Here is a 21,812-nt window from a genome sequence, read left to right as displayed (position 1 = left end):
ACATTTTCGCGCTTTTGCGCGGCTAGTGGACACCAAAGGGGTATTCTACCAATGACCAAGACTTTCAAATTCGCTCTCGCGGCCGCTTCGGCCCTTACCCTCGCCGCATGTGGTGGCGGCGACGCTGGCAGCGCCGACGCTCGCGACCAGATCAAGGCCGTCGGCTCCTCGACCGTCTATCCGTTCGCCAAGGCTGTTGCCGAAACCTTCGCCCGTTCGAACCCCGACCTCAAGTCGCCGATCATCGAATCGACCGGAACGGGCGGCGGCATGAAGCTGTTCTGCGCCGGCGTCGGCCCCGAAACGCCCGACATCGCAGGTGCCTCGCGCCGCATGAAGGCAAGCGAGTTCGCAACCTGCCAGCAGAACAACGTCACCGAAATCATCGAAATTCAGGTTGGCCTCGACGGTATCGCACTTGCTTCTGCAAAGGGCGGCATCACCATGAATTTGACGCCGAAGATGGTTTACGAAGCACTGGCCGCTTCGCCCTATGGCGGCGAGCAGACCAACCAGAAATGGTCGGACGTCGATCCTTCGCTCCCGAACCAGGACATCCTCGTCTACGGTCCGCCCAGCACTTCGGGCACGCGTGACGCGCTCAAGGAACTCATCCTCGAAGCCGGCTGCAAAAGCGACGAAGCGACCAAGGCGCTGAAGGAGACCGACGAAGACCGTTACGACCAGGTTTGCACGGAAGTCCGTAGCGACGGCAGGTATGTCGATCAGGGCGAGCAGGACAATCTCATCGTCCAGAAGATCGAAGGCAATCCGAACGCTGTGGGTATCTTCGGATATTCCTATCTTGAGGAAAATGCCGACAAGGTGCAGGGCCTCAACATGAACGGCGTTGCTCCGACCTATGACAACATCGCGAGCTTCGAGTATCCGGGTGCCCGCCCGCTCTACATCTACGTCAAGAAGGCGCACCTCGATGCCATCCCCGGCCTGAAAGAATTCCTCGGCCAGTGGACGCAGATGTGGGATCGCGGCGGAGAACTCGCCAAGATCGGTCTTGTCGCAAATCCGGAAGACGTTAAGGCGCGTGCGATGTCGGCCGCGACCAATTACGACGTCCTCGACGGCGCCGAACTCAAGTAAGGATTGCATGCACCCACGATGTCGCTGACCATCTTGCTCCTCCTGGCCCTCGGGCTCGGGCTCGCCGGATGGTTGGCGGCTCGTGCGCGTGCATGGACATTCCGGCGCGCGAGCCCCGACGGGCGGCTCGCGAGCCTTCCCAGCTACCACGCATGGTACGTGGCGCTGTGGATCGTGCTGCCCGTCCTGATTTTCGTGGCGGTATGGAGCGCGATCGCGCCGGGTCTCGTTACCCAGGCGGTGCTGGCAAGCCCGGCCGCCGACCAGTTGCCCGCGTTCGGTTTCCAGCGCCAGACGATCCTCAACGAAGCGCGCGCAGTCGCGACCGGTGCGGCACAGGGCGTATTCAATCCGCTCGCCGCCGAGTTTGTCGAGCCCTACCGGCAGGCGCTGAGCCGTTACAACTGGATCGGCATTATCGTCACGCTGCTGATCGCTTTCCTTGGCGGCATCTACGCGTTCCTCCGCCTCAAACCCGATTTCGCCGCTCGCAACCGGGTGGAAAAGATCGTCATGGCAATCTTGCTGGCGGCTTCGCTGGTGGCCATCCTGACGACGCTCGGCATCTTCGTGAGCCTTGTCTTCGAAACGGTGCGATTCTTTGGCATGGTCTCGCCGATCGACTTCCTCTTCGGCACCCATTGGGGACCGGATCCTATGGCCAATCCGGAGAATCCGGATGCGAGCCGTTATGGCGCGATACCGCTGTTCTGGGGCACGCTGTTTATCGGAGCGATCATCGCCATGATCGTCGCCATCCCGCTCGGTCTGATGAGCGCGATCTACCTCACGCAGTACGCCAATCCGCGTCTGCGAGCATGGGTGAAGCCCGCTCTCGAGATCCTCGCTGGCGTTCCGACGGTGGTCTACGGATATTTCGCAGCGCTCACCATCGCGCCTGCCATCCGGGATTTCGCTATCTCGCTCGGCTTTTCCTCCGCTTCAAGCGAAAGCGCGCTCGCGGCGGGCCTGATCATGGGCGTGATGATCATTCCGTTCGTTTCCTCCATGGCAGACGACTCGATCGCAGCCGTGCCGCAGGCCATGCGCGACGGCAGCCTTGCGATGGGCGCGACCACTAACGAGACGATCCGCCGCGTTCTGATCCCGGCCGCGCTTCCAGGTATCGTCGCTGGGATCATGCTGGCCATCAGCCGAGCAATCGGCGAAACTATGATCGTGGTGATGGCCGCTTCGACTGCCGCCAATCTAAGCGCAAACCCGCTCGAATCCATGACCACGGTCACCGTGCAAATCGTCGCCATGCTGACCGGCGAAGGCAGCTTCGACCATCCGGCCACGCTAAGCGCATTTGCGCTCGGCTTCGTGCTGTTCATGGTCACTCTGGCACTCAATTTCATCGCCCTGCGCGTCGTGAAGAGGTTCCGCGAAGCTTATGAATGAGCAAATCGCCCCCACGCGCACGCCCGCTTTCGAAGCGCGGCTGAAGAAGCGTTATGCCGCCGAAAGGCGCTTCAGGGCATTGGGCCTTGGCGCGATCGTTTTTTCGATCGCAGTGCTGATCTACCTGCTCGGATCGATGACGCTTAATGGCATTGCCGGTTTCCAGCGTGTCGAAGCGGAGATTCCGATCGACTTCACGCAGGCCGGTATTTCCGCCGATCCAGCGGTCATGGGCACTTCGGAGGCGGTTCGCTCGCTTGAATCGCAAGGCCTGCCTGAGGTCGTGGATTTCTTTGCCCAGCAAGCGCTCGGTGAAGCGGCTGCCGACGAAATCGGATCGCAGGCTTGGCGCGATGTAGCCGCTGCGATTTCCGCCGATCCGGGCCTTGTCGATCGCCAGGCGACTTTCTGGCTCCCGGTCAGCGCCGACCTTGCCCAAGGGTATAATGGTGAGGGCTCGCAAGACATCCAGGCGCTCGCTGCGCAGATGGCTGAGGCAGGTCAACTCGACAAGAATTTCGACAGCGGTTTCTTCACCCGCGCCGATGCGACCAATCCGCAGCAGGTCGGGATCTGGGGCGCGCTCAAGGGATCGATCCTAACGATGATCGTGACGTTGGTGCTGGCGTTCCCGATCGGTGTCCTCGCGGCGCTTTACCTCGAGGAATATGCGCCCAAGAACAAATGGACCGACCTGATCGAGCTCTCGATCAACAACCTTGCGGCGGTTCCTTCCATCATTTTCGGCCTGCTAGGCCTCGCCGTCTTCCTGACGATTTTCCCCAGCTATCGCTCTGCCCCGCTCATCGGCGGTATGACCTTGGCGCTGATGACCATGCCCGTGATCGTCATAGCCGGTCGCAACGCGATAAAAGCCGTTCCGCCGAGCATTCGCGACGGGGCGCTGGCGATCGGAGCGAGCCCAGTCCAGGTGGTCTTCCACCACGTCCTGCCGCTCGCCCTGCCCGGCATCCTTACGGGCACGATCATCGGCATGGCCCGCGCGCTGGGCGAAACCGCTCCGCTGCTGATGATCGGCATGCGCGCGTTCGTCGCTTCGCCGCCCGACAGCTTCACGGCACCGGCCACGGTGCTGCCGATGCAAATCTTTCTCTGGTCTGACGAGATCGACCGCGGTTTCGTGGAGCGCACCAGCGCTGCTATCATTGTCCTATTGCTGTTCCTCCTCGTGATGAACGGCCTCGCCATCTACCTGCGCAACAAGTTCGAGAAAAAGTGGTGACCGTAGTCCATCCCAACCTCAGCGACACCGACGCCAAGATGAGCGCGCGCGATGTCAGCGTGTTCTACGGCGACAAGAAGGCGATCGACGATGTGTCGATCGACATCCCGACGAAATACGTCACTGCCTTCATCGGCCCGTCGGGCTGCGGCAAGTCGACCTTCCTGCGTTCCCTGAACCGCATGAACGACACTATCCCCTCAGCCCGCGTCGAGGGCGAGATCACGCTCGACGGCGAGAACATCTATTCGCCCAAGCTCGATGTGGTGCAGCTGCGCGCCCGCGTCGGCATGGTGTTCCAGAAACCCAACCCGTTTCCGAAATCGATCTACGAGAATATCGCCTACGGGCCCAAGATCCACGGCCTCGCCGAAGGCAAGGACGAGCTTGACGCGGTTGTCGAAAAGTCGCTCCGCCGCGCCGGCCTGTGGGAAGAGGTGAAGGACCGTCTGCAGGACAGCGGTACCGCACTTTCAGGTGGCCAGCAGCAGCGCCTGTGCATCGCACGCGCCATTGCTGTCGACCCCGAAGTCATCCTCATGGATGAACCCTGCTCGGCGCTCGACCCGATCGCGACCGCGAAGATCGAGGAACTGATCGACGAATTGAACGGCCGCTATGCGATCGTCATCGTCACCCACTCGATGCAGCAGGCTGCCCGCGTAAGCCAGCGCACGGCTTTCTTCCACCTCGGAAAGATGGTGGAATATGGTCGTACTTCTGACATATTCACCAATCCGATCGAACAGCGGACGCAGGATTACATCACCGGCCGGTACGGATAAGGCTTTGAGAACATGAACGAACATACCGTAAAAGCCTTCGACGAAGACATCACCCGCCTCCGCGGCCTGATCGCGGAGATGGGCGGCCTTGCCGAAGTCGCGATCCAGGAAGCGCTCGACGCACTGGTCAAGGGCGACGACGATCTGGCCAAGAAAGTCGTCAAGGGCGACAAGAAGATCGACGCGCTCGAGAGCGAAATCGACAAGCTTGCCGTGCGCATCATCGCACTGCGCGCCCCGATGGCGGACGATCTTCGCGAAGTGATTGCCGCACTGAAGATTGCTGGCGTGGTCGAACGCATCGGCGACTATTCGAAGAACATCGCCAAGGCGAGCCGCGAAATCGGCGACAACCGCAAGCAGTTCGAGCCGCTTACCCTGCTTCCTGCCATGGCTGAAGTCGCCAGCGAAATGGTCCATGACGTGCTGACGGCCTATGCCGCGCGTGATCCCGAACTGGCCCGCGAAGTCATTGCGGCCGACGAAAAGGTCGATGCCTTCTACAATTCAATCTTCCGCAACCTTGTCAGCCACATGGTCGAAAACCCTTCGACCATTTCGAGTGCCGCTCAGTTGCTGTTCGTAGCCCGTAATTTGGAGCGCATCGGCGACCATGCGACCAATGTGGCCGAAATGGTCCATTTCGCCGCAACCGGCACTTATCCTCCCGATGAGGACGGTTGACACAATTCTGTAGCTTGGGGGTCATACTGCTGTGCCGAAGAAACTGCAGGAAGGGGCCAAGGTGCAGGCTGGCAAGTTGCTACTCGTTGAGGACGATCCCGCCCTCTCCGAACTCCTCGAATACCGTTTTTCGAACGAAGGCTACGACGTCCGCACCACGCCGGACGGCGACGATGCGCTGCTGCTTGCGTCGGAAGATACGCCCGATCTCGTCATCCTCGACTGGATGATCGAAGGCACGAGCGGCATCGAGGTCTGCCGCCGCCTGCGCCGCGACAAGTCGACTGCGCATGTGCCGATCATCATGCTCACCGCGCGTGAAGCCGAGGATGACCGCATCCGCGGCCTCGAGACCGGCGCCGACGATTACCTGACCAAACCATTTTCCCCGCGCGAGCTTCTGGCCCGCGTCGCTGCCGTCATGCGCCGCATCCGGCCCGTCCTCGCCGGTGAATCGATCGAGGTCGGCGACCTCACCCTCGATCCGGTGGCACATAAGGTCACCCGCCGTGGCCGGACCTTGAAGCTCGGCCCGACCGAATACCGCCTGCTGAAGTTCTTCATGGAGAGCCCGGGCCGCGTATTCAGCCGCAACCAGCTCCTCGACGGTGTCTGGGGCACCGAGAGCGATATCGAATTGCGAACGGTCGACGTCCACATCCGGCGCCTCCGCAAGGCGCTGGAAATCGAAGGCGCGAAAGATCCCGTGCGTACGGTCCGCAGCGCAGGCTATTCGCTCGAAGCGGCCTGATCAGCGGCAGACGCTGATCCAGCGGCCATCCATGTCGAAATGCAAATGGTCCGCATGGGCTGCGTTGTAATCCGGTGAGAGCACGGTCGAGAAAGCCCCACAGGCGCCATCACGCGCCTGGTGGAGGAAGCGGGCTCTTGGTCCCTCGCCTTTCCAGTCATTCAGCACGCTGATGCGCGTACCATCGGCCATCATGAAACCCGTGATATCGAGCGCATTGGCAGTCGCATGTTCGCTCCACGGGCCGTCTTCGCTGCCGTACATGCGCCGGCACGAATAGGCGCCGAGATGCTCGATGCGGGTGATCTTGCTGCCGAATATCTCCTGCGCGAGCGGATTGAGCGTATCGCGCTTCCACAGCTCCATCGCTATCGCAACCGGACAGGTGGTCGCAGGCGTATCGGGGCTTAGCGGATAGGCACCCAGCTGCGTCCTGTCATCGCGCCTGCACTCGCCCTCGCCTACCGGATCGAGCACGGCGAAAGCTACGTTGCTGCGGGTCAGAACGGCGCGACATGCCGGGACATCGTCTCGCAGCGCAAGGAGCTTTCTTTGCGTCGCCCAGCCCTTGGGATCGTTCAGGTCCAGCGCAGCCCAAGGGTCATGCTGAGGGTGCTCGGCCAGCCAGCTGCGCCCGCCCACCAGCAATCCCGCTATGATGAGCAGGATCACAATTCGCCGGTCGAAGATGAACTTCCCGATGTGGCGCGACAGGGTGAGTTTCAAAGCTGCGTCCCGTAGAGGTCGACCGCGATGAGGAGGGCGATCAGGATGAAAACGATCCCGATGCCCCGATCGATCCAGCGCCGCGTGGCCGCGCGTTCCATGGCCTTGGCGAGGCGCTTGCCGGTGGCGATATAGAGCCACCCAATCAGCAGGTCCGCGACGAGTGCAATGACGGCCAGAACCACAATCTGCCATCCGACTGGTCTGCCGGGATCTACGAAGGGCGGGATGATCGCGACCATGTAGACCAGCGACTTGGGATTGCCGATGGCGACCGCGATTCCGTCGCGGAAGGCATTGCTCGACGGCTTCCGTGCGGGGGCGGCATTCTCATCCTCTCCGGCATGGAAGGAGTGACGGATCGCCTTCACGCCCAGCCAGGCGAGGTAGAGCACCCCCGCTATCGCCAGCAGCCGGAACGCCAGTGGATAGGCTTTGGCGAGCGTCCCTAGCCCCAGCGCTGCGGCAACCCACCAGACGATGTAGCCGATCTGCATGCCCAGCAGCGCCGCCCAGCCCGAGCGAGCCCCGCGCCAGATCGCCTGCCCCATCACGAACATCATCGATGGCCCCGGCACGATGCTGGTGGTGGCGGTCACGAGCGCGAAGGCCAGCAGTCTTTCGGGGTCGAACATGCTCGCGGCCTCTAACGCCTGTGTCAGTGGAAGTCGCGCGATTTCGGGATGATACGCACGTCGCGCGGATGCCCCTGGTGCCATCCGCATTCGCGATTGTTCGGCGGCGGTTCCTGCCATGGCTCGACGGGCTGGTAGGGATCGTCCTTGCCCTCGCGCAGATTGTCGCGCGGATTGAACTTGTCAGGCAGGGGGCTGCTGACATGATCCGCGCGCGCGAGCGGGGCGTTGAGCATTTCGTCGGAGAGCTTGTGCAACTGCGCCGTCGCATCGGTCATGTGCTGCGCGATCACATGGATCACCTCGTCGTCATATTCGACACGCCCACGCACCTCCATCAGCCGCGAACCCATGACGACGCGGCGCTGCTTTTCCTTGAGGTCGGGCCAGACGACGAGGTTTATGACGCCGGTCTCGTCCTCCAGCGTGATGAAGCACACGCCTTTGGCGCTGCCGGGGCGCTGGCGGATCAGCACCACGCCCGCGACATGGACCATGCTGCGAAACTTCCGCTCGCGCAGGTCGCAGGCGCGCACGAAACCGCGCTCGGCAAGGCTGGCGCGCAGGAAGGCCATGGGATGTGCCTTCAGGCTGAGGCGTGTGGTCTGGTAATCGGCGACAACTTCCTCCGAGAGCGGCATCTGCGGCAGGTGTGTAACGTGCTTTTCCGCCCCCTCGTCGCGCGCGGCAGCGGCGGCGAACAGCGGCAGGTCGGGGCCGCCGACAAGGCTGCGCGCATCCCACAAGGCCTGCCTTCGTGTGAGACCCATCGACCCGAAAGCATCGGCGCTGGCGAGCCGTTCGGCATGCGCCGGCCCGATCCGCGCCCGGTCCCGCAGCGCGCGCACGTCCTCATAGGGTCCGTTTGCCTCGCGCTCGGCCAGCAATTGCGCGGCGACTGCCTCGGGCAGCCCATCGATCTGGCGCAGGCCGAGGCGCAGGGCGATGTGCTTGTCGAGACGGCCGCTGTCGCCTTCGATTGCCCCACCCTCGCCCGTTTCCTCCAGCGTGCAGTCCCACCCTGACAGGTTCACATCGGCGGGCAGCACGCGCACCCCGTGCTCGGCCGCATCGCGCACGATCTGGGCGGGCGCGTAAAAGCCCATCGGCTGCGAATTGAGCAGCGCGCAGCCGAAGGCGGCGGGAAAATGGCATTTGAGCCAGCTCGACACATAGACGAGGTGGGCGAAGCTGGCCGCGTGGCTCTCGGGAAAGCCGTATTCGCCGAAGCCGCGGATCTGGTTGAAGCAGCGCTGGCTGAAATCGCGGTCGTAGCCGCGGTGAACCATGCGCTCGACCATCATGTCCTGCAGTTCATCGACCATGCCGCGGCTGCGGAAGGTGGCCATCGCCTTGCGCAGCCGGTTCGCCTCCTTGGAACTGAACTTGGCCGCATCGAGCGCGATCTTCATCGCCTGCTCCTGGAAGATCGGCACGCCCAGCGTGCGCTCGAGAATGCTGGAAAGTTCATCAGGCGGGCCATGCTGCGGGCTTGGTGCGGGGATGACCACCGGTTCCGCCCCGCGGCGGCGCTTGAGATAGGGATGCACCATGTCGCCCTGGATCGGGCCGGGGCGCACGATGGCGACCTGGATGACGAGGTCGTAGAACTGGCGCGGGCGCAGGCGGGGTAGCATGTTCATCTGCGCGCGGCTTTCGACCTGGAACACGCCCAGCGAATCCCCGCTGCGCAGCATGGCATAGGTTTCCGGATCCTCGCGCGGGACGCTGGCGAGCGTGAGCGTGCGACCGTGATGCTCGTCCAGCAGGTCGAGACATTTGCGGATGCAGGTCAACATGCCAAGCGCCAGCACATCGACCTTGAGGATGCCCAATGCCTCGATATCGTCCTTGTCCCACTCGATGAAACTGCGATCGGGCATGGCGCCATTGCCCACCGGCACCGTCTCGGTGAGCGCGCCTTCGGTGAGGATGAAGCCACCCACATGCTGCGACAAATGGCGCGGCATACCAATCATTTGCTCGGTCAGCTTGAGAATACGCCTCAGGTGCGGATCGGTGACGTCCATACCCGTTTCGGCGGCGTGGCGCTCGCTGATCTCGCGGCCCCACCCGCCCCACACTGTTTTCGCAAGCGCTGCCGTGACGTCCTCGGTCAGCCCCATCGCCTTGCCCACCTCGCGGATCGCCATACGGGGGCGGTAGTGGATCACCGTGGCGCATAGCCCCGCGCGGTGGCGGCCGTATTTGCGGTAGAGATACTGGATCACCTCCTCGCGCCGCTCGTGCTCGAAATCGACGTCGATATCGGGCGGCTCCTTGCGGTCTTCGGAGATGAAACGGTCGAACAGCAGCTGGTGCTGCGCCGGGTCGACATTGGTGATGCCGAGGCAATAGCAGACGGCTGAATTGGCCGCGCTGCCGCGCCCCTGGCACAGGATCGGCGGATCGACCTTGTTGCGCGCGAAATCGACGATGTCCTTGATAGTCAGGAAATAGCGCGCAAGGTCCATCTTGCCGATCAGCGCCAGTTCCTTGTGTAGGGTTTCGGCGACACTGTCTGGAGTACCTGCGGGGTAGCGCCAGTCCGCCCCCTTCCAGGTCTCGCTTTCGAGATACTCCTGCGGTTCGGCGCCGCCGGGATAGAGTTCTTCCGGGTATTCGTATTTCAGCTCGTCGAGGCTGAACTTGCAGGCATCGGCCACCTCGCGCGCAGCGGAAATGGCATGCGGCCAACGCTCGAACAGGCGGCACATGGTTTCGGGCGGCTTGAGATAACGTTCGGCATTGCCGTGGAGCAGGTGGCCAGCACGCGCCACGGAGGTCTTGTGACGGATCGCGGTCATCACGTCCTGCAGCGGGCGTTTGTCGGGAGTGGCGTAATGCACGTCGTTGGTGGCGAGGATGGAGAGGCCGTTCGCCTTTGCCAGCGTGTCGAGCCGCTCGATCCGCGCGACATCGCTGTCGGTGTAGAGGAAGGCGGCGGCGATATGGCGGAGCGTGGGGAGTTGCGCCGCGAGGTGCGGAAGGATTTCGGCAAAGGCCCCGGTGAACTGCACGCGCCCGGCTTGCTCCACACCTTCGCCATCCGTGCCGCGAAACGGGACGACATTGCTCTCGACCTCGATGGTAAAGCGCTCGTCCAGGTCGCGCGGCGGGACCAGGATCAGCTGCACGCCCGCGCTATGCGCCGCCAGCATGGCGAGGCTGATGTCGCACTCGCCCTTCTCCTGCCACTCACCCGAAAGTGTGCGCATCCGGCCTGCCGAAATCAGGCGGCACAACCGCCCATAGGCCTTGCGGTTTTTGGGATAGGCGAGGAAGGCCAGCCCTTCGACCGTCTCGATCCGGCAGCCGATGCAGGGCTTCAGCTTGAGCGTCGTCGCCTCGGTATGCACGCGCACCACGCCGGCCATGGTGTTGGCATCGGCGATACCGATCGCATCGTAGCCGAGTGCGCGGGCCTGCAGCACGAGGTCCACCGCGTCGCTCGCCCCGCGCAGGAAGCTGAAGCAGGAGGCGAGGCCGAGTTCGACAAAAGGGGCGCGGGGTGGCGCGTCTATACCATCGGGATCGAGCTCGATGGTGCGCTTGGGTATCTGGAGGTCGTTCTCGGGCATGTCACGAGAGTTCCTCCAGCCGTTCCCTCACCGCAGCCAAATCGGCATCGAACAGCCGCGCCTGTTCTTCGCGCGCGGGGCCATCGAGGCGCAGGAGGTAGGAGGGGTGCGCCGTGACCCAGAGTTCGCTGCCGTCTTCCAGCGGAATGGGCGCACCGCGAACATTCGAAATGCTCACCGTCTTGCCGAGCATGCCGCGCGCCGCGCTCGCGCCCATGGCTAGCACCAGCTTGGGCTTCACGATGGCGCGTTCGCTCTCGATCCACCAGCGGCAGGTGTCGATTTCCTTCGCGCCCGGGTTCTGGTGCAGGCGGCGTTTCCCGCGCTGGACATATTTGAAATGCTTCACCGCATTGGTGACATAGGCCGCGCGCCGATCGATGCCGACCTTCTCCAGATGCGCGTCGAGCAACTGCCCGGCAGGCCCCACGAAGGGGCGACCGACCTGATCCTCCTGGTCGCCGGGCTGTTCGCCGACGATCATCAGCGCGGCATCCTGCGGCCCCTCGCCCATCACAGCATGGTTATCGAGCTGGCCGATGGGGCATTTGCGGCAGGCGTGGATCGCCTTGTCGATCGCGCTGAGCGTATCGGGCCGCTCTTCGAATTCCAGCGCGCCTTTTTCGACCATCTTCGCCTCGCGCCCCTGCGCGCCTGCGATCAAATCGGGAATGAGCGCGGCCTCGGGCATATTCTTCCAGTATTTCTTCGGCATCTCCTTCAGCATCGCGCCGATCTTCAATCGCGCGGGATTGAAGATCGAGGCGTAATACTTGCGCCAGAGGTCCTCCATCGGATCGCCGCCGGGCGCATCGCTGCGCTGCGCGGGCGGGCCTTCGGACATGGTCTTCGTGTCCCAGTGCAGGCTCCCGCGCGGGGTCAGGATCGACCAGCGCATGTTCGCAAAGCGCCGCATGAAGAACCCGGCATTGGCGCGCAGGATGTGATGCTCGGGCTCAAACCAGGCGACATAGTGCTCGCCCACCTCCTCATCCTCGCTTTCCACCAGCCGGAAGCGGACGAAAGCGTGCATCTTGTGGCTGTCGCGCCGGACGTTCTTGTCCAGTTCCTCCACCCGGCGAACATCGAGGTCGGCCTTGTCTTCCATCATCCGCGGATTGGACTGGAGCCGCCAGAGAAGGCGGTAGAGCAGCGCAAAGCGCTCGGGATCGGAATGGAGGATGGCGTTCTTCGCCAGACTCACGAAGCGCCGGTTGGCGCGCACTGGCTTCGCATCCATCGGCGGAACCGGCATGCGCCGCTCGCCATGCGCAAAGAGGTCCCCGCTCCCGCCAGGTTCGACCCAGGCAATCCGGTCGGGAGGGACATCGCACTGGGCGAGCGCGCGCGCCCGCTCGCGCCAGAAGTCGAAGTCGTCGGCTTCCGGCAAGTGCACCACGTAATAGGTGCCGAGCTTGACGTGCTGGAGCGCAGTCATGCCGCAAACAGCTCCAACTGCTCGGACTTCGGCGCGAGCAGGCTGCGCAAATCGGCGCGGTCGGTCAGCGTAATGGGTCGCCAGTCGACAGTGCAGATGAAGGGCCGCACCTTGGTAATCGACTGGGTGAGCAGCGCCACATCGTCGAGCCGCAGATTGCGGTGGCGACGGCTCGCCAGGATCTTGCCTACCGCCTTTACGCCCAGCCCCGGCACACGCAACAATTGCTCCTTGCTCGCGCGGTTCACATCGACGGGGAAAGCTTCGCGAAACTTCAATGCCCAGGCCAGCTTCGGGTCGATATCGAGCGGCAAATTCCCGTCCGCCTCGGTCGCCTGCATCACGTCTGCAGGCTTGTAACCATAGAAACGCATCAGCCAGTCCGACTGGTAGAGCCGGTGTTCGCGGATCAAGGGCGGGCGCTTCAATGGCAGCACGGCGCTGGCATCCGGGATGGGAGAAAAGGCGCTGTAGTAGACGCGGCGGAGGCGGAAATTGTCGTAGAGCCGGCTCGCCTTGCCCACGATATCGGCATCGGTGGCAGCATCGGCACCGACGATCATTTGGGTCGACTGGCCGGCAGGAGCGAAACGCGGGGCATGCTTGAACCGCTTCCTCGCATCCTTCGCCTCTACAAGGTCGGACTTCACCTTGCCCATCGCGCCTTCGATTTGCCGCGCATCCTTGTCGGGCGCGAGGCGGGTGAGGCCGCTATCGGTCGGCAGTTCGACATTGATCGAGACACGGTCGGCGTAGAGCCCCGCCTGGTGGACGATTTCCGGATCGGCCTCGGGGATGGTCTTCAGGTGGATATAGCCGCGAAAATCATGCTCCTCGCGCAGGATGCGCGCGACCTCGACGATCTGCTCCATCGTGTGGTTCGAGTTCTTCACGATGCCAGAGGAGAGGAACAGCCCCTCGATATAATTGCGCCGGTAGAAGGCGAGCGTGAGGTCGACCACCTCTTGCGGGGTAAACCGCGCGCGGGCCACGTTCGAACTCTTGCGGTTGACGCAGTAATGGCAGTCGAACACGCAGTGGTTGGTCAGCAGGATTTTCAGCAGCGAGATGCAGCGGCCATCGGGCGCATAGGCGTGGCAGATGCCCATCCCCTCGGTCGAGCCGATACCCTTGCCCCCAAGGCTGTTCTTCTTCGCCGTTCCGGACGACGCGCAGGAAGCATCGTATTTCGCCGCATCGGCGAGAATCTCGAGCTTCTGGAGGATAGTCTGCTGCGCCATTTGTTCTCTATACGTTCCCACGCAGGATTCGCCAATATCAAAAGGTAAAGGCGCGTAGGGAACCCTCGTTCTCCTGCAGCGTAATTAGGCCACGGACCGGGCCCCTCTGGCGGATGCTCAAGCGCATTCGTGATGTCGGACGTATCGTCGTCCGCGGCCCGTCATTTCCAAACGACACCGCGGGCAAGGATCACGCAGCATGCGTGGGTCGTGCCGATTGTTGGTGCACAGCCGCCATGCTGACGGTTGGAGTTGAACATGAAGTCTTTCGCTTACCTCGCCCCTCTCGCACTGCTCGCAGCACCTGCCGCAGCAGACCATCACGAGAAGGACTGGAATTTCGGTGACGGCACCTCGCCTGAACGCTGGTCGACCGTGAATGCGGCCTATGCACTGTGCGATGCGGGCCTGAACCAGTCGCCCATCGACCTCGGCACCCCCAATGCGCGCGGCGATGTCGAACTGACCACCAATTTCGGCGTCAACAGCGGCACGATCGCGCTCGGCACCGAGAAAGTTCAGGTCGATTTCGCCGAGGGCTTCGGAATGAATTCCGGCGGCAAGGAATTCAACCTGATCCAGGTCCATTTCCATACGCCATCCGAGCATGCCATCTCGGGCAAGCGCTATCCGCTCGTTGCCCACTTCGTCCATGCGACCGATGCCGGTGAACTCGGCGTTCTCGGCGTGATGTTCGAGGAAGGCACTGCCAACCCCGCCCTGACCGAAATCGCGCGTGGTGTGACTGCCGGCAAGGGTACTGCCGTCCAGTTCGATATCGACGACATGGTCCCCGAAGATCTCGACGTGTTCCGTTACATGGGATCGCTCACCACCCCGCCTTGCAGCGAGGGCGTGAACTGGCACGTCGCCGATACACCGATGACAGCCAGTGCCGAGCAGATCGCGCTGATGACCGAGAAACTCGGCCCCTCGGCCCGTTCGCTCCAGCCCCTCGGGTCGCGCCTGCTCGTGGCTCCGGGCAACTGAATAAACTGACAAATGGCTTCGGGTCGGTGACCGGCCGTCCCGGAGTCCTTTCCTAATGCACCGTAAACCCTGAGTTGCAGCGGCAGGTTAACCACCTGATGGCACAGCAGGCAGACAGACAGAGGATGCTTGCGTGGCGCTATTCCAGAAATTGCCGACTATGAATCAGGACGAGCGCCGAACCGTCCAGCGCTATACTGTGGATTGCCCTGCCAAACTGAAAATGCTGGGCGGCGATCGCGAAGGGCGTTTGTCCGACCTTTCGGAAGCTGGCGCGCGGTTCGAAACCGGCAATCCGCCACAAGAGGGCGTTTCCGGCCTTCTCGCCTGGGGGGATTACGAATTCTTCGGCAAGATCGTTTGGGTAAACGAGAACAGTTGCGGCATCGTGTTCGAACGTCCCATCCCTTTCGCAGTCGTCGAGCAGACCTGCGAGATCGTGCAAACCCAGGCCGGCCCGGTGGCCAATTTCGGCAATATCCCGGTCGCTTCACGCGGTCGCCGCGCCTCGCTCGTCTCGCGCGACAGCTGAGCGTTCAGCTTTGTGACACCTGCCGCGCGCCAAGGGCGATAGCGGAGGTCCATCTCATGAAGACTGCAGCTGCTGCCGGACTGGCGCTTGTTACCCTGCCTGCTGCCGTACTGGCGCAGGATCACGCCGAATATAAAGAGGCCGTCCAGGCAGAGATGATCAATGCACGTGAGCGTTGTGTTTCGCCGGTCGTGCTGGTTCCCCCGTTCAACAACTCGCCCGGCGCGCTCGAGCAGTCGCGCGTTGCAGCGACGACGGTCGAAAGCGTGCGCGAGCGGCGCGGCGAGGCCTATTACAAGGTCTGCAAGTCCAGCGCGCTTACCCCGCAGATTTCCGAGATTGAAGGCGTGGACGAAAAGCCGCTGACCGAGGAAGAAATGCGCGAGATCGATCCCGAGGCGAACGCGCCGGCCGCCGATTCAGGCGCATAATCCCTGCAGATACCAGTCGGGCGCCCCGCCGCGTCCGTCTCCCACGATGCCGAGCCGGTAGACCCAGTAGCGCCGCCCGCGCTGGTCCTCGATCCGGTAATAGTCGCGTAGACGCGTCGCCCCGCGCTCGCGCCACCATTCGGGCGCGATGCGTTCGGGGCCCTCGACGCGCGCCACCTCGTGCACCTCGCCGCGCCAGCGGAACCGCTGCGGATAGCCGTCGGGCGTGGCATAGAGCACGGCGATTCTCTCCGCGCGATCGAGCAGCTTCAGCGGCCGCTTGTGGAAGGCGAGCTGGCCCTGGCTCGCTGGTTCGGGCTCGAGCGGCTTGTGCCAGCGCTGGGCGCGTTCGGGGATGTGGCTGGCGAAAGGGACCGGGCGGCTGACCGCCTCTGGACCAAGGCGCACGGTCAGCCGATCGACCAGCGCGGACAGCGCGATGCCGTGGTTCTCTGCCGCCGCCTCGATATCGGCCTGGTCGAGCGCGAGCGGTTCGGCCCAGCTGGCGCGCAGGCGGAGCATCTCGATCCCGAACCCTGCATCGATATCGTCGAGCTTGGCCGCGAACAGCCGCACGATATGGGCCGCCTCGCGGGTGGCAGCGGCGAGTTCGAGGCGGCGCACCGTCACCTCGCCATCGACGCGCCACAGGCCAAGCTCGAGCCTGCGCGCGCCCTCGCCCCTGCCTTCCAGCTCGCGCGCCATGTCCTCTGCAAGGTCGGCGACCACCTGATCGAGCAACTGGCGGTGGCGGATGGGCTCCATCAGGCGGCGCTGGACGAGCGGCATCTGCTGCGGGGCCACCGGCAGCAGCGGCTCGGGCACGCGGCCGAGTATCTGGTCCAATCGGATGAGCGGGTTGGCGGCAGGCGACTTGCGGTTGCGGAAGCGCCGCTGGATCGCATCGCGGCCAATGGTGGTGAGTTCGCCCAGCTTCTTGAGGCCGAGGCGGCGCAGCACGGTGATCACGTCCTGGTCGAGCCGGAGTGCCGCCACGGGAAGTTCCCCGAGCCGCGTCTCGGCATCCTCCTCGCCGCGCAGGATCGTGCCCGGCGCCGCGTAATGCGACAATGCCCAGGCCGCGCCCGCCGTCGGCGCAATGGCGCAGCGCATGGCAAGTTCGCGCCTGGCGAAGGCCGAGGCGACATCGGCCAGCAGCCCCTCCTCGCCGCCGAAGAGATGCGGGACGGCGGTCACGTCCACCAGCAGTCCGTCGGGCGCGTCCATCGCCGACCATGGCCCCCAGCGCATCGCCCAGACGGCGAGCTTTTCAAGGAAGGCGAGGTCGCCTGCCGGGTCCGAGGGGGCGGTGATGATTTCCGGACACAGCGTCCGCGCATCGGCGAGCATCATCCCCGCCCTCGCCCCGGCGGCGGCACCGGCGCGATTGGCCGCCTCGATGCGCGGGCCGTGCGCGGTATCGGCGATCAGGACGAGCGGCTTGTCGTCGAGTTCGCGCCGCTCGGATGCGCCCTGCCGCCAGCGGTCCATCGCCATGGCTGGTAGCCAGATGGAAAGGATACGGCGGGTCCGGGGAGATGGCAGGCCCGCCGCAGGAGCATTCATGCGCGGCGGGGCGTGCGGCGATGCTGCAGCCCCGCTGTCCAGTTCACCACCGCGCGATCGGTATCCTCGCGCGTCTTGTTTGCGACCAGTCCTTGCGCGGTTTCGCCGAGTATCCACTCCCCCGGTGCATGGCTGCGGGCGCGGAAGAGTTCCGCCTTCCATGCCGGATCGCCGGGAGCCTGCGCGTTCCATTCGGGCGCGTTGGACGGGGCCGAGGTGATTTCCCATCGCATCCGGGCCGAGGACAGGTCGCGGCCCGCATCCACGCGCAGAAGGAACAGCGGCACGCCGTGCTTCTGCGCGGTCAGCGTCAGCCTTCGCGAGGCGGTGAAATCGAGCGCCTTGGGATTGCCCGCGACCTCTCCGATAACGAAGGCAAGGTCGCGGCAGCGCAAGCCTTCTTCCATCGCGAAGAGCGCATCCTCCGCCTTTTGAGCCAGCACATGTATGACCCGCGCCTGCAGATCTTTCGGCAGGCCAGCGCGATAGGGCCGCCCGCCCAGCCTTGCCGCATCGCGCGTCTGCACCCACAAAACGGCGCGGCGGTCATCCGCTTCCTCCCCCTCGCCCCGGGGCACGTTGCGCCAGTCGTCGAGCGCCAGGGCGAGCGTGGCGCCTGCCCCTGCCGCTTCGCGCGAGGAGGCGAAGATTTCGCTGTGCAGCGCCTTGCCCTGTTGGGACGCGAGACCGGGACGCCAACGCGCACTGCGCCGCGCCGCCAGCGTGGCAACGTCTTCGAAGGCCGTGGTCGGCAGGGAGGCAAGGTCAGGCTGGGACATAGGAGAACGACTCGTGTGTTCCTATTATGTTCCATTCTGGCGGGATTCGCAATTCATCCTTTCACAGCCCCGCTCCGACGCGTGAGACGGAACACAAGCGGTGCACAATTGGTTCAATAGACAAACCAAATCACGAAAAGGGCCCCACCATGAAATACTCAGACGGCAATCCCGACGCGCTCAAGAAGAAATTCTGGCTCGCGCTCGACGACTCGCCCTTTCTCTTTCTCGAACTCGACGGTCAGTCGGACACTTCGGTCCCGATGACCGCCCAGCTCGACAAGGACGCCAACAGCTCGATCTGGTTCTTTACCCAGAAGAACTCGACCTTCGCCCAGCTCGGCAAGGTAAAGGCAAGCTTTGCCGGCAAGGACCATGACATGTTCGCGCGATTCGACGGCACGCTCTCGGTCGAGACCAGCCAGGAGCGCTTCGACCAGTTCTGGAACAACTTCGTCGAGGCTTGGTACGATGGGGGCAAGGACGATCCCGACATCCTCTTCCTGCGCATGGACCTCGGCGAAGCCGAGATCTGGAGCGGCGACCTTGGCCTCCTCAATACGGCCAAGATGGCACTCGGCATGAATGTTCACGACGAGGCGGAAGAACGCCACGTGGAATCGGTCGACATCTAAGTCCGACCCAAGAACAATAACAAAGTCGCAAAGGGCCGCCCTTCACCGGGCGGCCCTTTTTACTGTCTATTGGCGAGGCGGGTGGATCGGCACCATCGTTTCCTCGCCTGCGACATCGTCGACCACTTCGACGATCCCGCGACCGAGGCGGCTGTTGCGCCGGCTGTAAGCAAAATAAATCACCAACCCGATTACCGACCAGACCGGCAGGACCAGCATCGCCTCGCTCGGCAGGTTGAGAAACAGGAAAGCGCAGCCGACAACGGTCGCGGGCCCCACCAGCCAGAGCATCGGCGTGCGGAAATCGCGCTGACGATCGGGCGACGTCCGCCGCAGGACCATTACCGCCACCGCGACCATCAGGAAGGCATAGAGCGTGCCCGCATTCGCGATGTCGGCCAGCTGCCCCACGGGGAAGAATGCCGCACCGATGGCAACGATCAGGCCGGTGATGGCGGTAACGACATGCGGCGTCTTCCAGCGAGGATGCACCTTCGACAGGCCTTCGGGAAGCAGTCCGTCTCGGCTCATCACGAAAAAGATACGCGTCTGGGCAAAAAGCAGGACGAGGATTACCGAAGGCAAGGCGAGGAAGGCCGCAATGCCCAGCATGTTGCCAATCCCCGAAAAGCCGATCTGGCGCAGTACATGCGCCAGTGCTTCGTTCGAACAGACAAGCGCATCGGCATGCTGGGGAAGCGCACATTGCAGCGCGAGTTCTTCCGACCCCGCCGGGAAGGGAATGCCGCCCGGACCCATGATCGGCTGTCCACCGATGGTCCCGATGGCTCCTGCCGCGACGAGGATGTAAAACACCGTGCAGAACACCAGCGATCCCACGAGGCCGATCGGCACGTTACGCTGCGGGTTCTTGGTCTCCTCCGCCGCCGTGGAGACCGCATCGAACCCGACATAGGCGAAGAAGATCGTCGCCGCCGCTCCAACCGCACCCACACCCGTTCCGAAACCACCGAACACACCGGCCGGCAGGAAGGGATTGAACTTGTCCGGATCGAAATAGGCGCTGGTCAGAGTAAGGCCGAGGAAGGCCGTCAAGGCGGTGACCTTGATCGCGACGAGGACGGCATTGACCTTGGCGCTTTCACTGGTGCCGATCATCAGCAGCCAGGTCACGAGCAGGGCAATGAGCAGCGCAGCCAGATTGATTAGGCCGCCCGCCTCTCCGCCCAGTGCAAGGGGTCCGGCGGAAAGCCATTGCGGCAACTGGATGGCTAGAAACTCGTTGAGGATCGTACCGCTGAAATAGCCCGACCATCCGACCGAAACCGCCGAGGCAGCGATGGCATATTCGAGAATCAGCGCCCAGCCGACGGTCCAGGCAAGCAATTCGCCAACGGTCGCATAGCTGTAGGTATATGCCGAACCCGCCACGGGTATCATCGAAGCGATCTCCGCATAGCACAGCGCCGCGACGATACAGACCGCCCCGGCAATGACGAAGGCCAGCATCAGGCCGGGCCCTGCCTTCTGTGCACCTGCGGCGGTCAGCACGAAAATACCCGTGCCGATGATGCAGCCGATGCCGAACAACATGAGCTGCAGCGCGCCGAGCGAACGGTGCAGCGACTTCCTTTGCGCCGCCGCCAGGATGGCGTCGAGCGGCTTCACTCTGTCGAGAATCATATAAGGCGGATTGCCTCCCCAGGCCCGCCGCGGGAAAGGCCCGCTCCGCCAGCCGGAAAGCGCTATTTAGTCGCGATTTTCCGACCGGGAAAGCGGGATTCGTCAGGCCCCGAGAATGCTCGGAAACAGGCCGGTCACGAGGATGATGGTAACCGCAATCGGGCACAGCCAGGCAATCAGGAAGCGCCACACTCCGAAAGCCAACGGCGAGATGCCAGTAACTGTCCGCAGCAAGGTCTTGTCTGCTTTCCAGCCGATGAAGAGCGAGGTCATCAGCGCGCCCAGCGGCAACATCACCTTGCCGGTGAAGCCATCTATCGTGTCGAGGATATCGGTGTTTTCGAACAGCGACCAGAAGCCTAGCGGGCGCACGTCCGACAACACGTTGTATCCAAGCAGGCAAAGGATACCGATAAGGAAGGCGCCGATGCCGAAGACGAGCGCCGATTTCGGACGGCTCCAACCGCGTTCGCCGATGCCCCACGCGGTCGGCACTTCGAGCAGCGAAATCGAGCTGGTGATTGCCGCCACCAGGATCAGCAGGAAGAACAGGAATCCGAACAGCGCGCCGCCCGGCATGGTCTGGAATGCGAAAGGCAGCGTCTGGAATACCAGCGTCGGGCCCGCTGCCGGGTCGAGGCCGACTGCGAAGACAATAGGGAAGATCATCAGGCCGGCGAGCAAGGCAACGCTGGTATCGGCCACGGCAATCATCGCCGCCGTCCCGCCGAGATTGGATTTCTCCTTGATGTAAGATCCGTAGGTGATCAGGCCGGCCACACCCAGCGAGAGCGAGAACAGCGCCTGTCCAAGTGCCGAGTTCATCACTTGCGGCGTCAGCTTCGACCAGTCGGGCGTGAACAGGAATGCGACTGCATCGCCGATCTCACCTTCGATCGCGCCAAAGATTACGAGGCCGAGCAACAGCACAAAGAAAGCGGGCATGAGATAGGTCGCGGCCTTCTCGATACCCGAGCTCACACCACGCGCGACGATGTAAAGCGTGCCGCCCATGAAGGCGAAATGCATCGCGAGAAGCAGACCGGGAGATGCAAACATGTCGCCGAGCCGCTGCTGGATCTGCGTCTGGTCCTCGCCCGCCAGAGCACCGCGGAACGGGTCGCCAGCAAGGATGGCCTGCAGCAAGTCCCAGCCCATTACACCGGCGTAGTAAAGCACCCAGCCCGCAACGACCGAGTAGAAGGAAACGATCAGGAATGCCGCAATTGCGCCGATGCCTCCGAAAATCGACCAGCTGGGCGAGGCGTTCGAATCCTGCGCCACCTTGCGGATCGAGCCGACCGCGTCAGTCTGGCCCACGCGGCCGATGAAGATTTCGGAGAGAACCAGCGGCAGGCCAAGCAGGAAAACGCATGCAATGTAGAAGATAACGAAGGCCCCGCCTCCGCTTTCGCCCGCAAGCGTCGGAAAACGCCAGATATTTCCGAGACCGACCGCTGCGCCCACCGCAGCAAGGATAAATGCTGAGCGCGAGGACCAGCCCTCGCCCGTTGTTTTTCCGGCAGCGACCATTGTCGTGTATTCCCTCTCCGTCCGTGCGATGTTCCACCGCGATTGCGCGCGCTTAAAGCATGGAAACCTGCGGCTGTCCAAGCGTTGCTTTGCCTTCTTCACCGCAGTTGCTA

At 63.3% G+C, this 21,812-nt stretch carries 19 protein-coding genes; 10 read left to right on the top strand and 9 right to left on the bottom strand.

Features of this window, described 5'->3' with window-relative positions; genetic code table 11:
- Window positions 1-51: 51 nt before the first annotated feature.
- The 6 genes from K3178_RS05100 to phoB all read left to right on the top strand — a co-directional run bounded on the left by K3178_RS05100 (window position 52) and on the right by phoB (window position 5,968).
- Window positions 52-1,101 carry a substrate-binding domain-containing protein gene (locus tag K3178_RS05100; RefSeq protein WP_221570270.1) on the top strand — a complete coding sequence of 350 codons (1,050 nt, stop codon included), beginning with the start codon at window positions 52-54 and terminating at the stop codon, window positions 1,099-1,101.
- Window positions 1,102-1,119: 18 nt separating this feature from the next.
- Window positions 1,120-2,505 (top strand): phosphate ABC transporter permease subunit PstC, encoded by a 1,386-nt coding sequence (gene pstC, locus K3178_RS05095; RefSeq protein ID WP_221570269.1) that lies wholly within the window; start codon window positions 1,120-1,122, stop codon window positions 2,503-2,505.
- Window positions 2,498-3,748, top strand: coding sequence for a phosphate ABC transporter permease PstA (gene pstA / locus K3178_RS05090; RefSeq protein ID WP_221570268.1), 1,251 nt, complete (start codon window positions 2,498-2,500; stop codon window positions 3,746-3,748). Before pstC ends, pstA begins: the two co-directional genes overlap by 8 nt.
- A gap of 38 nt (window positions 3,749-3,786) precedes the next feature.
- Window positions 3,787-4,533 carry a phosphate ABC transporter ATP-binding protein PstB gene (pstB, locus tag K3178_RS05085; protein ID WP_221570794.1) on the top strand — a complete coding sequence of 249 codons (747 nt, stop codon included), beginning with the start codon at window positions 3,787-3,789 and terminating at the stop codon, window positions 4,531-4,533.
- A gap of 12 nt (window positions 4,534-4,545) precedes the next feature.
- Window positions 4,546-5,217, top strand: coding sequence for a phosphate signaling complex protein PhoU (phoU, locus tag K3178_RS05080; protein ID WP_221425329.1), 672 nt, complete (start codon window positions 4,546-4,548; stop codon window positions 5,215-5,217).
- A gap of 61 nt (window positions 5,218-5,278) precedes the next feature.
- On the top strand, window positions 5,279-5,968 hold the full coding sequence (phoB, locus tag K3178_RS05075; RefSeq protein ID WP_221570793.1) for a phosphate regulon transcriptional regulator PhoB: 690 nt from the start codon (window positions 5,279-5,281) through the stop codon (window positions 5,966-5,968).
- On the opposite strand, the gene K3178_RS05070 is transcribed toward phoB, so the two are convergent.
- Genes K3178_RS05070 through K3178_RS05050 form a run of 5 tightly spaced genes read right to left on the bottom strand, consistent with a single transcriptional unit; the run spans window position 5,969 to window position 13,589 of the window.
- Complete coding sequence (locus K3178_RS05070) at window positions 5,969-6,694, bottom strand: extensin-like domain-containing protein (protein WP_221570267.1); 726 nt, start codon at window positions 6,692-6,694, stop codon at window positions 5,969-5,971. It abuts the gene before it with no gap.
- On the bottom strand, window positions 6,691-7,329 hold the full coding sequence (locus tag K3178_RS05065; RefSeq protein ID WP_221570266.1) for a LysE family translocator: 639 nt from the start codon (window positions 7,327-7,329) through the stop codon (window positions 6,691-6,693). Before K3178_RS05065 ends, K3178_RS05070 begins: the two co-directional genes overlap by 4 nt.
- A gap of 23 nt (window positions 7,330-7,352) precedes the next feature.
- On the bottom strand, window positions 7,353-10,910 hold the full coding sequence (locus K3178_RS05060) for an error-prone DNA polymerase (RefSeq protein ID WP_221570265.1): 3,558 nt from the start codon (window positions 10,908-10,910) through the stop codon (window positions 7,353-7,355).
- Between the two features lies 1 nt (window position 10,911).
- Entirely contained in the window at window positions 10,912-12,348 is a 1,437-nt protein-coding gene (locus tag K3178_RS05055) for a UdgX family uracil-DNA binding protein (RefSeq protein WP_221570264.1), read from the bottom strand.
- Window positions 12,345-13,589 carry a putative DNA modification/repair radical SAM protein gene (locus K3178_RS05050; protein ID WP_221570263.1) on the bottom strand — a complete coding sequence of 415 codons (1,245 nt, stop codon included), beginning with the start codon at window positions 13,587-13,589 and terminating at the stop codon, window positions 12,345-12,347. Before K3178_RS05050 ends, K3178_RS05055 begins: the two co-directional genes overlap by 4 nt.
- A gap of 258 nt (window positions 13,590-13,847) precedes the next feature.
- Here K3178_RS05050 and K3178_RS05045 point away from each other — a divergent pair, with 258 nt between their 5' ends.
- From K3178_RS05045 to K3178_RS05035, 3 genes are all read left to right on the top strand, one after another.
- A complete protein-coding gene (locus tag K3178_RS05045; RefSeq protein ID WP_221570262.1) occupies window positions 13,848-14,579 on the top strand; it encodes a carbonic anhydrase in 732 nt (243 codons plus the stop codon).
- A gap of 160 nt (window positions 14,580-14,739) precedes the next feature.
- The gene (locus K3178_RS05040) at window positions 14,740-15,111 is read left to right on the top strand and encodes a PilZ domain-containing protein (RefSeq protein ID WP_221570261.1); all 372 of its coding nucleotides are present in this window, start codon (window positions 14,740-14,742) and stop codon (window positions 15,109-15,111) included.
- Window positions 15,112-15,167: 56 nt separating this feature from the next.
- The gene (locus K3178_RS05035; RefSeq protein ID WP_221570260.1) at window positions 15,168-15,542 is read left to right on the top strand and encodes a hypothetical protein; all 375 of its coding nucleotides are present in this window, start codon (window positions 15,168-15,170) and stop codon (window positions 15,540-15,542) included.
- On the opposite strand, the gene K3178_RS05030 is transcribed toward K3178_RS05035, so the two are convergent.
- Window positions 15,531-17,108 (bottom strand): DUF6504 family protein, encoded by a 1,578-nt coding sequence (locus K3178_RS05030; RefSeq protein WP_221570259.1) that lies wholly within the window; start codon window positions 17,106-17,108, stop codon window positions 15,531-15,533. The genes K3178_RS05035 and K3178_RS05030 overlap by 12 nt on opposite strands.
- On the bottom strand, window positions 17,105-17,887 hold the full coding sequence (locus tag K3178_RS05025; protein WP_221570258.1) for a hypothetical protein: 783 nt from the start codon (window positions 17,885-17,887) through the stop codon (window positions 17,105-17,107). Before K3178_RS05025 ends, K3178_RS05030 begins: the two co-directional genes overlap by 4 nt.
- Window positions 17,888-18,036: 149 nt before the next feature.
- Here K3178_RS05025 and K3178_RS05020 point away from each other — a divergent pair, with 149 nt between their 5' ends.
- On the top strand, window positions 18,037-18,522 hold the full coding sequence (locus K3178_RS05020; RefSeq protein WP_221570257.1) for a pyridoxamine 5'-phosphate oxidase family protein: 486 nt from the start codon (window positions 18,037-18,039) through the stop codon (window positions 18,520-18,522).
- 66 nt (window positions 18,523-18,588) lie between these two features.
- Here the strand turns inward: K3178_RS05020 and K3178_RS05015 are convergent, their stop codons facing one another.
- Window positions 18,589-20,166 (bottom strand): amino acid permease, encoded by a 1,578-nt coding sequence (locus K3178_RS05015; RefSeq protein ID WP_221570256.1) that lies wholly within the window; start codon window positions 20,164-20,166, stop codon window positions 18,589-18,591.
- Window positions 20,167-20,268: 102 nt separating this feature from the next.
- On the bottom strand, window positions 20,269-21,699 hold the full coding sequence (locus K3178_RS05010; protein ID WP_221570255.1) for a sodium-dependent transporter: 1,431 nt from the start codon (window positions 21,697-21,699) through the stop codon (window positions 20,269-20,271).
- Window positions 21,700-21,812: the final 113 nt, after the last annotated feature.

This window comes from Qipengyuania sphaerica, from assembly GCF_019711595.1.
In the GTDB taxonomy this organism is placed as follows: domain Bacteria; phylum Pseudomonadota; class Alphaproteobacteria; order Sphingomonadales; family Sphingomonadaceae; genus Qipengyuania; species Qipengyuania sphaerica.
Note: the sequence above shows the minus strand (reverse complement) of the source record. Positions and strands in the feature narration are given on the sequence as shown.

Bases quoted from the DNA above. Each gene is read 5' to 3' on its own strand.
- K3178_RS05100 (WP_221570270.1), top strand. From the start codon at position 52: ATGACCAAGACTTTCAAATTCGCTCTCGCGGCCGCTTCGGCCCTTACC.
- pstC (WP_221570269.1), top strand. From the start codon at position 1,120: ATGTCGCTGACCATCTTGCTCCTCCTGGCCCTCGGGCTCGGGCTCGCC.
- pstA (WP_221570268.1), top strand. From the start codon at position 2,498: ATGAATGAGCAAATCGCCCCCACGCGCACGCCCGCTTTCGAAGCGCGG.
- pstB (WP_221570794.1), top strand. From the start codon at position 3,787: ATGAGCGCGCGCGATGTCAGCGTGTTCTACGGCGACAAGAAGGCGATC.
- phoU (WP_221425329.1), top strand. From the start codon at position 4,546: ATGAACGAACATACCGTAAAAGCCTTCGACGAAGACATCACCCGCCTC.
- K3178_RS05065 (WP_221570266.1), bottom strand. From the start codon at position 7,329: ATGTTCGACCCCGAAAGACTGCTGGCCTTCGCGCTCGTGACCGCCACC.
- K3178_RS05060 (WP_221570265.1), bottom strand. From the start codon at position 10,910: ATGCCCGAGAACGACCTCCAGATACCCAAGCGCACCATCGAGCTCGAT.
- K3178_RS05055 (WP_221570264.1), bottom strand. From the start codon at position 12,348: ATGACTGCGCTCCAGCACGTCAAGCTCGGCACCTATTACGTGGTGCAC.
- K3178_RS05050 (WP_221570263.1), bottom strand. From the start codon at position 13,589: ATGGCGCAGCAGACTATCCTCCAGAAGCTCGAGATTCTCGCCGATGCG.
- K3178_RS05045 (WP_221570262.1), top strand. From the start codon at position 13,848: ATGAAGTCTTTCGCTTACCTCGCCCCTCTCGCACTGCTCGCAGCACCT.
- K3178_RS05040 (WP_221570261.1), top strand. From the start codon at position 14,740: ATGAATCAGGACGAGCGCCGAACCGTCCAGCGCTATACTGTGGATTGC.
- K3178_RS05035 (WP_221570260.1), top strand. From the start codon at position 15,168: ATGAAGACTGCAGCTGCTGCCGGACTGGCGCTTGTTACCCTGCCTGCT.
- K3178_RS05030 (WP_221570259.1), bottom strand. From the start codon at position 17,108: ATGAATGCTCCTGCGGCGGGCCTGCCATCTCCCCGGACCCGCCGTATC.
- K3178_RS05025 (WP_221570258.1), bottom strand. From the start codon at position 17,887: ATGTCCCAGCCTGACCTTGCCTCCCTGCCGACCACGGCCTTCGAAGAC.
- K3178_RS05020 (WP_221570257.1), top strand. From the start codon at position 18,037: ATGAAATACTCAGACGGCAATCCCGACGCGCTCAAGAAGAAATTCTGG.
- K3178_RS05015 (WP_221570256.1), bottom strand. From the start codon at position 20,166: ATGATTCTCGACAGAGTGAAGCCGCTCGACGCCATCCTGGCGGCGGCG.
- K3178_RS05010 (WP_221570255.1), bottom strand. From the start codon at position 21,699: ATGGTCGCTGCCGGAAAAACAACGGGCGAGGGCTGGTCCTCGCGCTCA.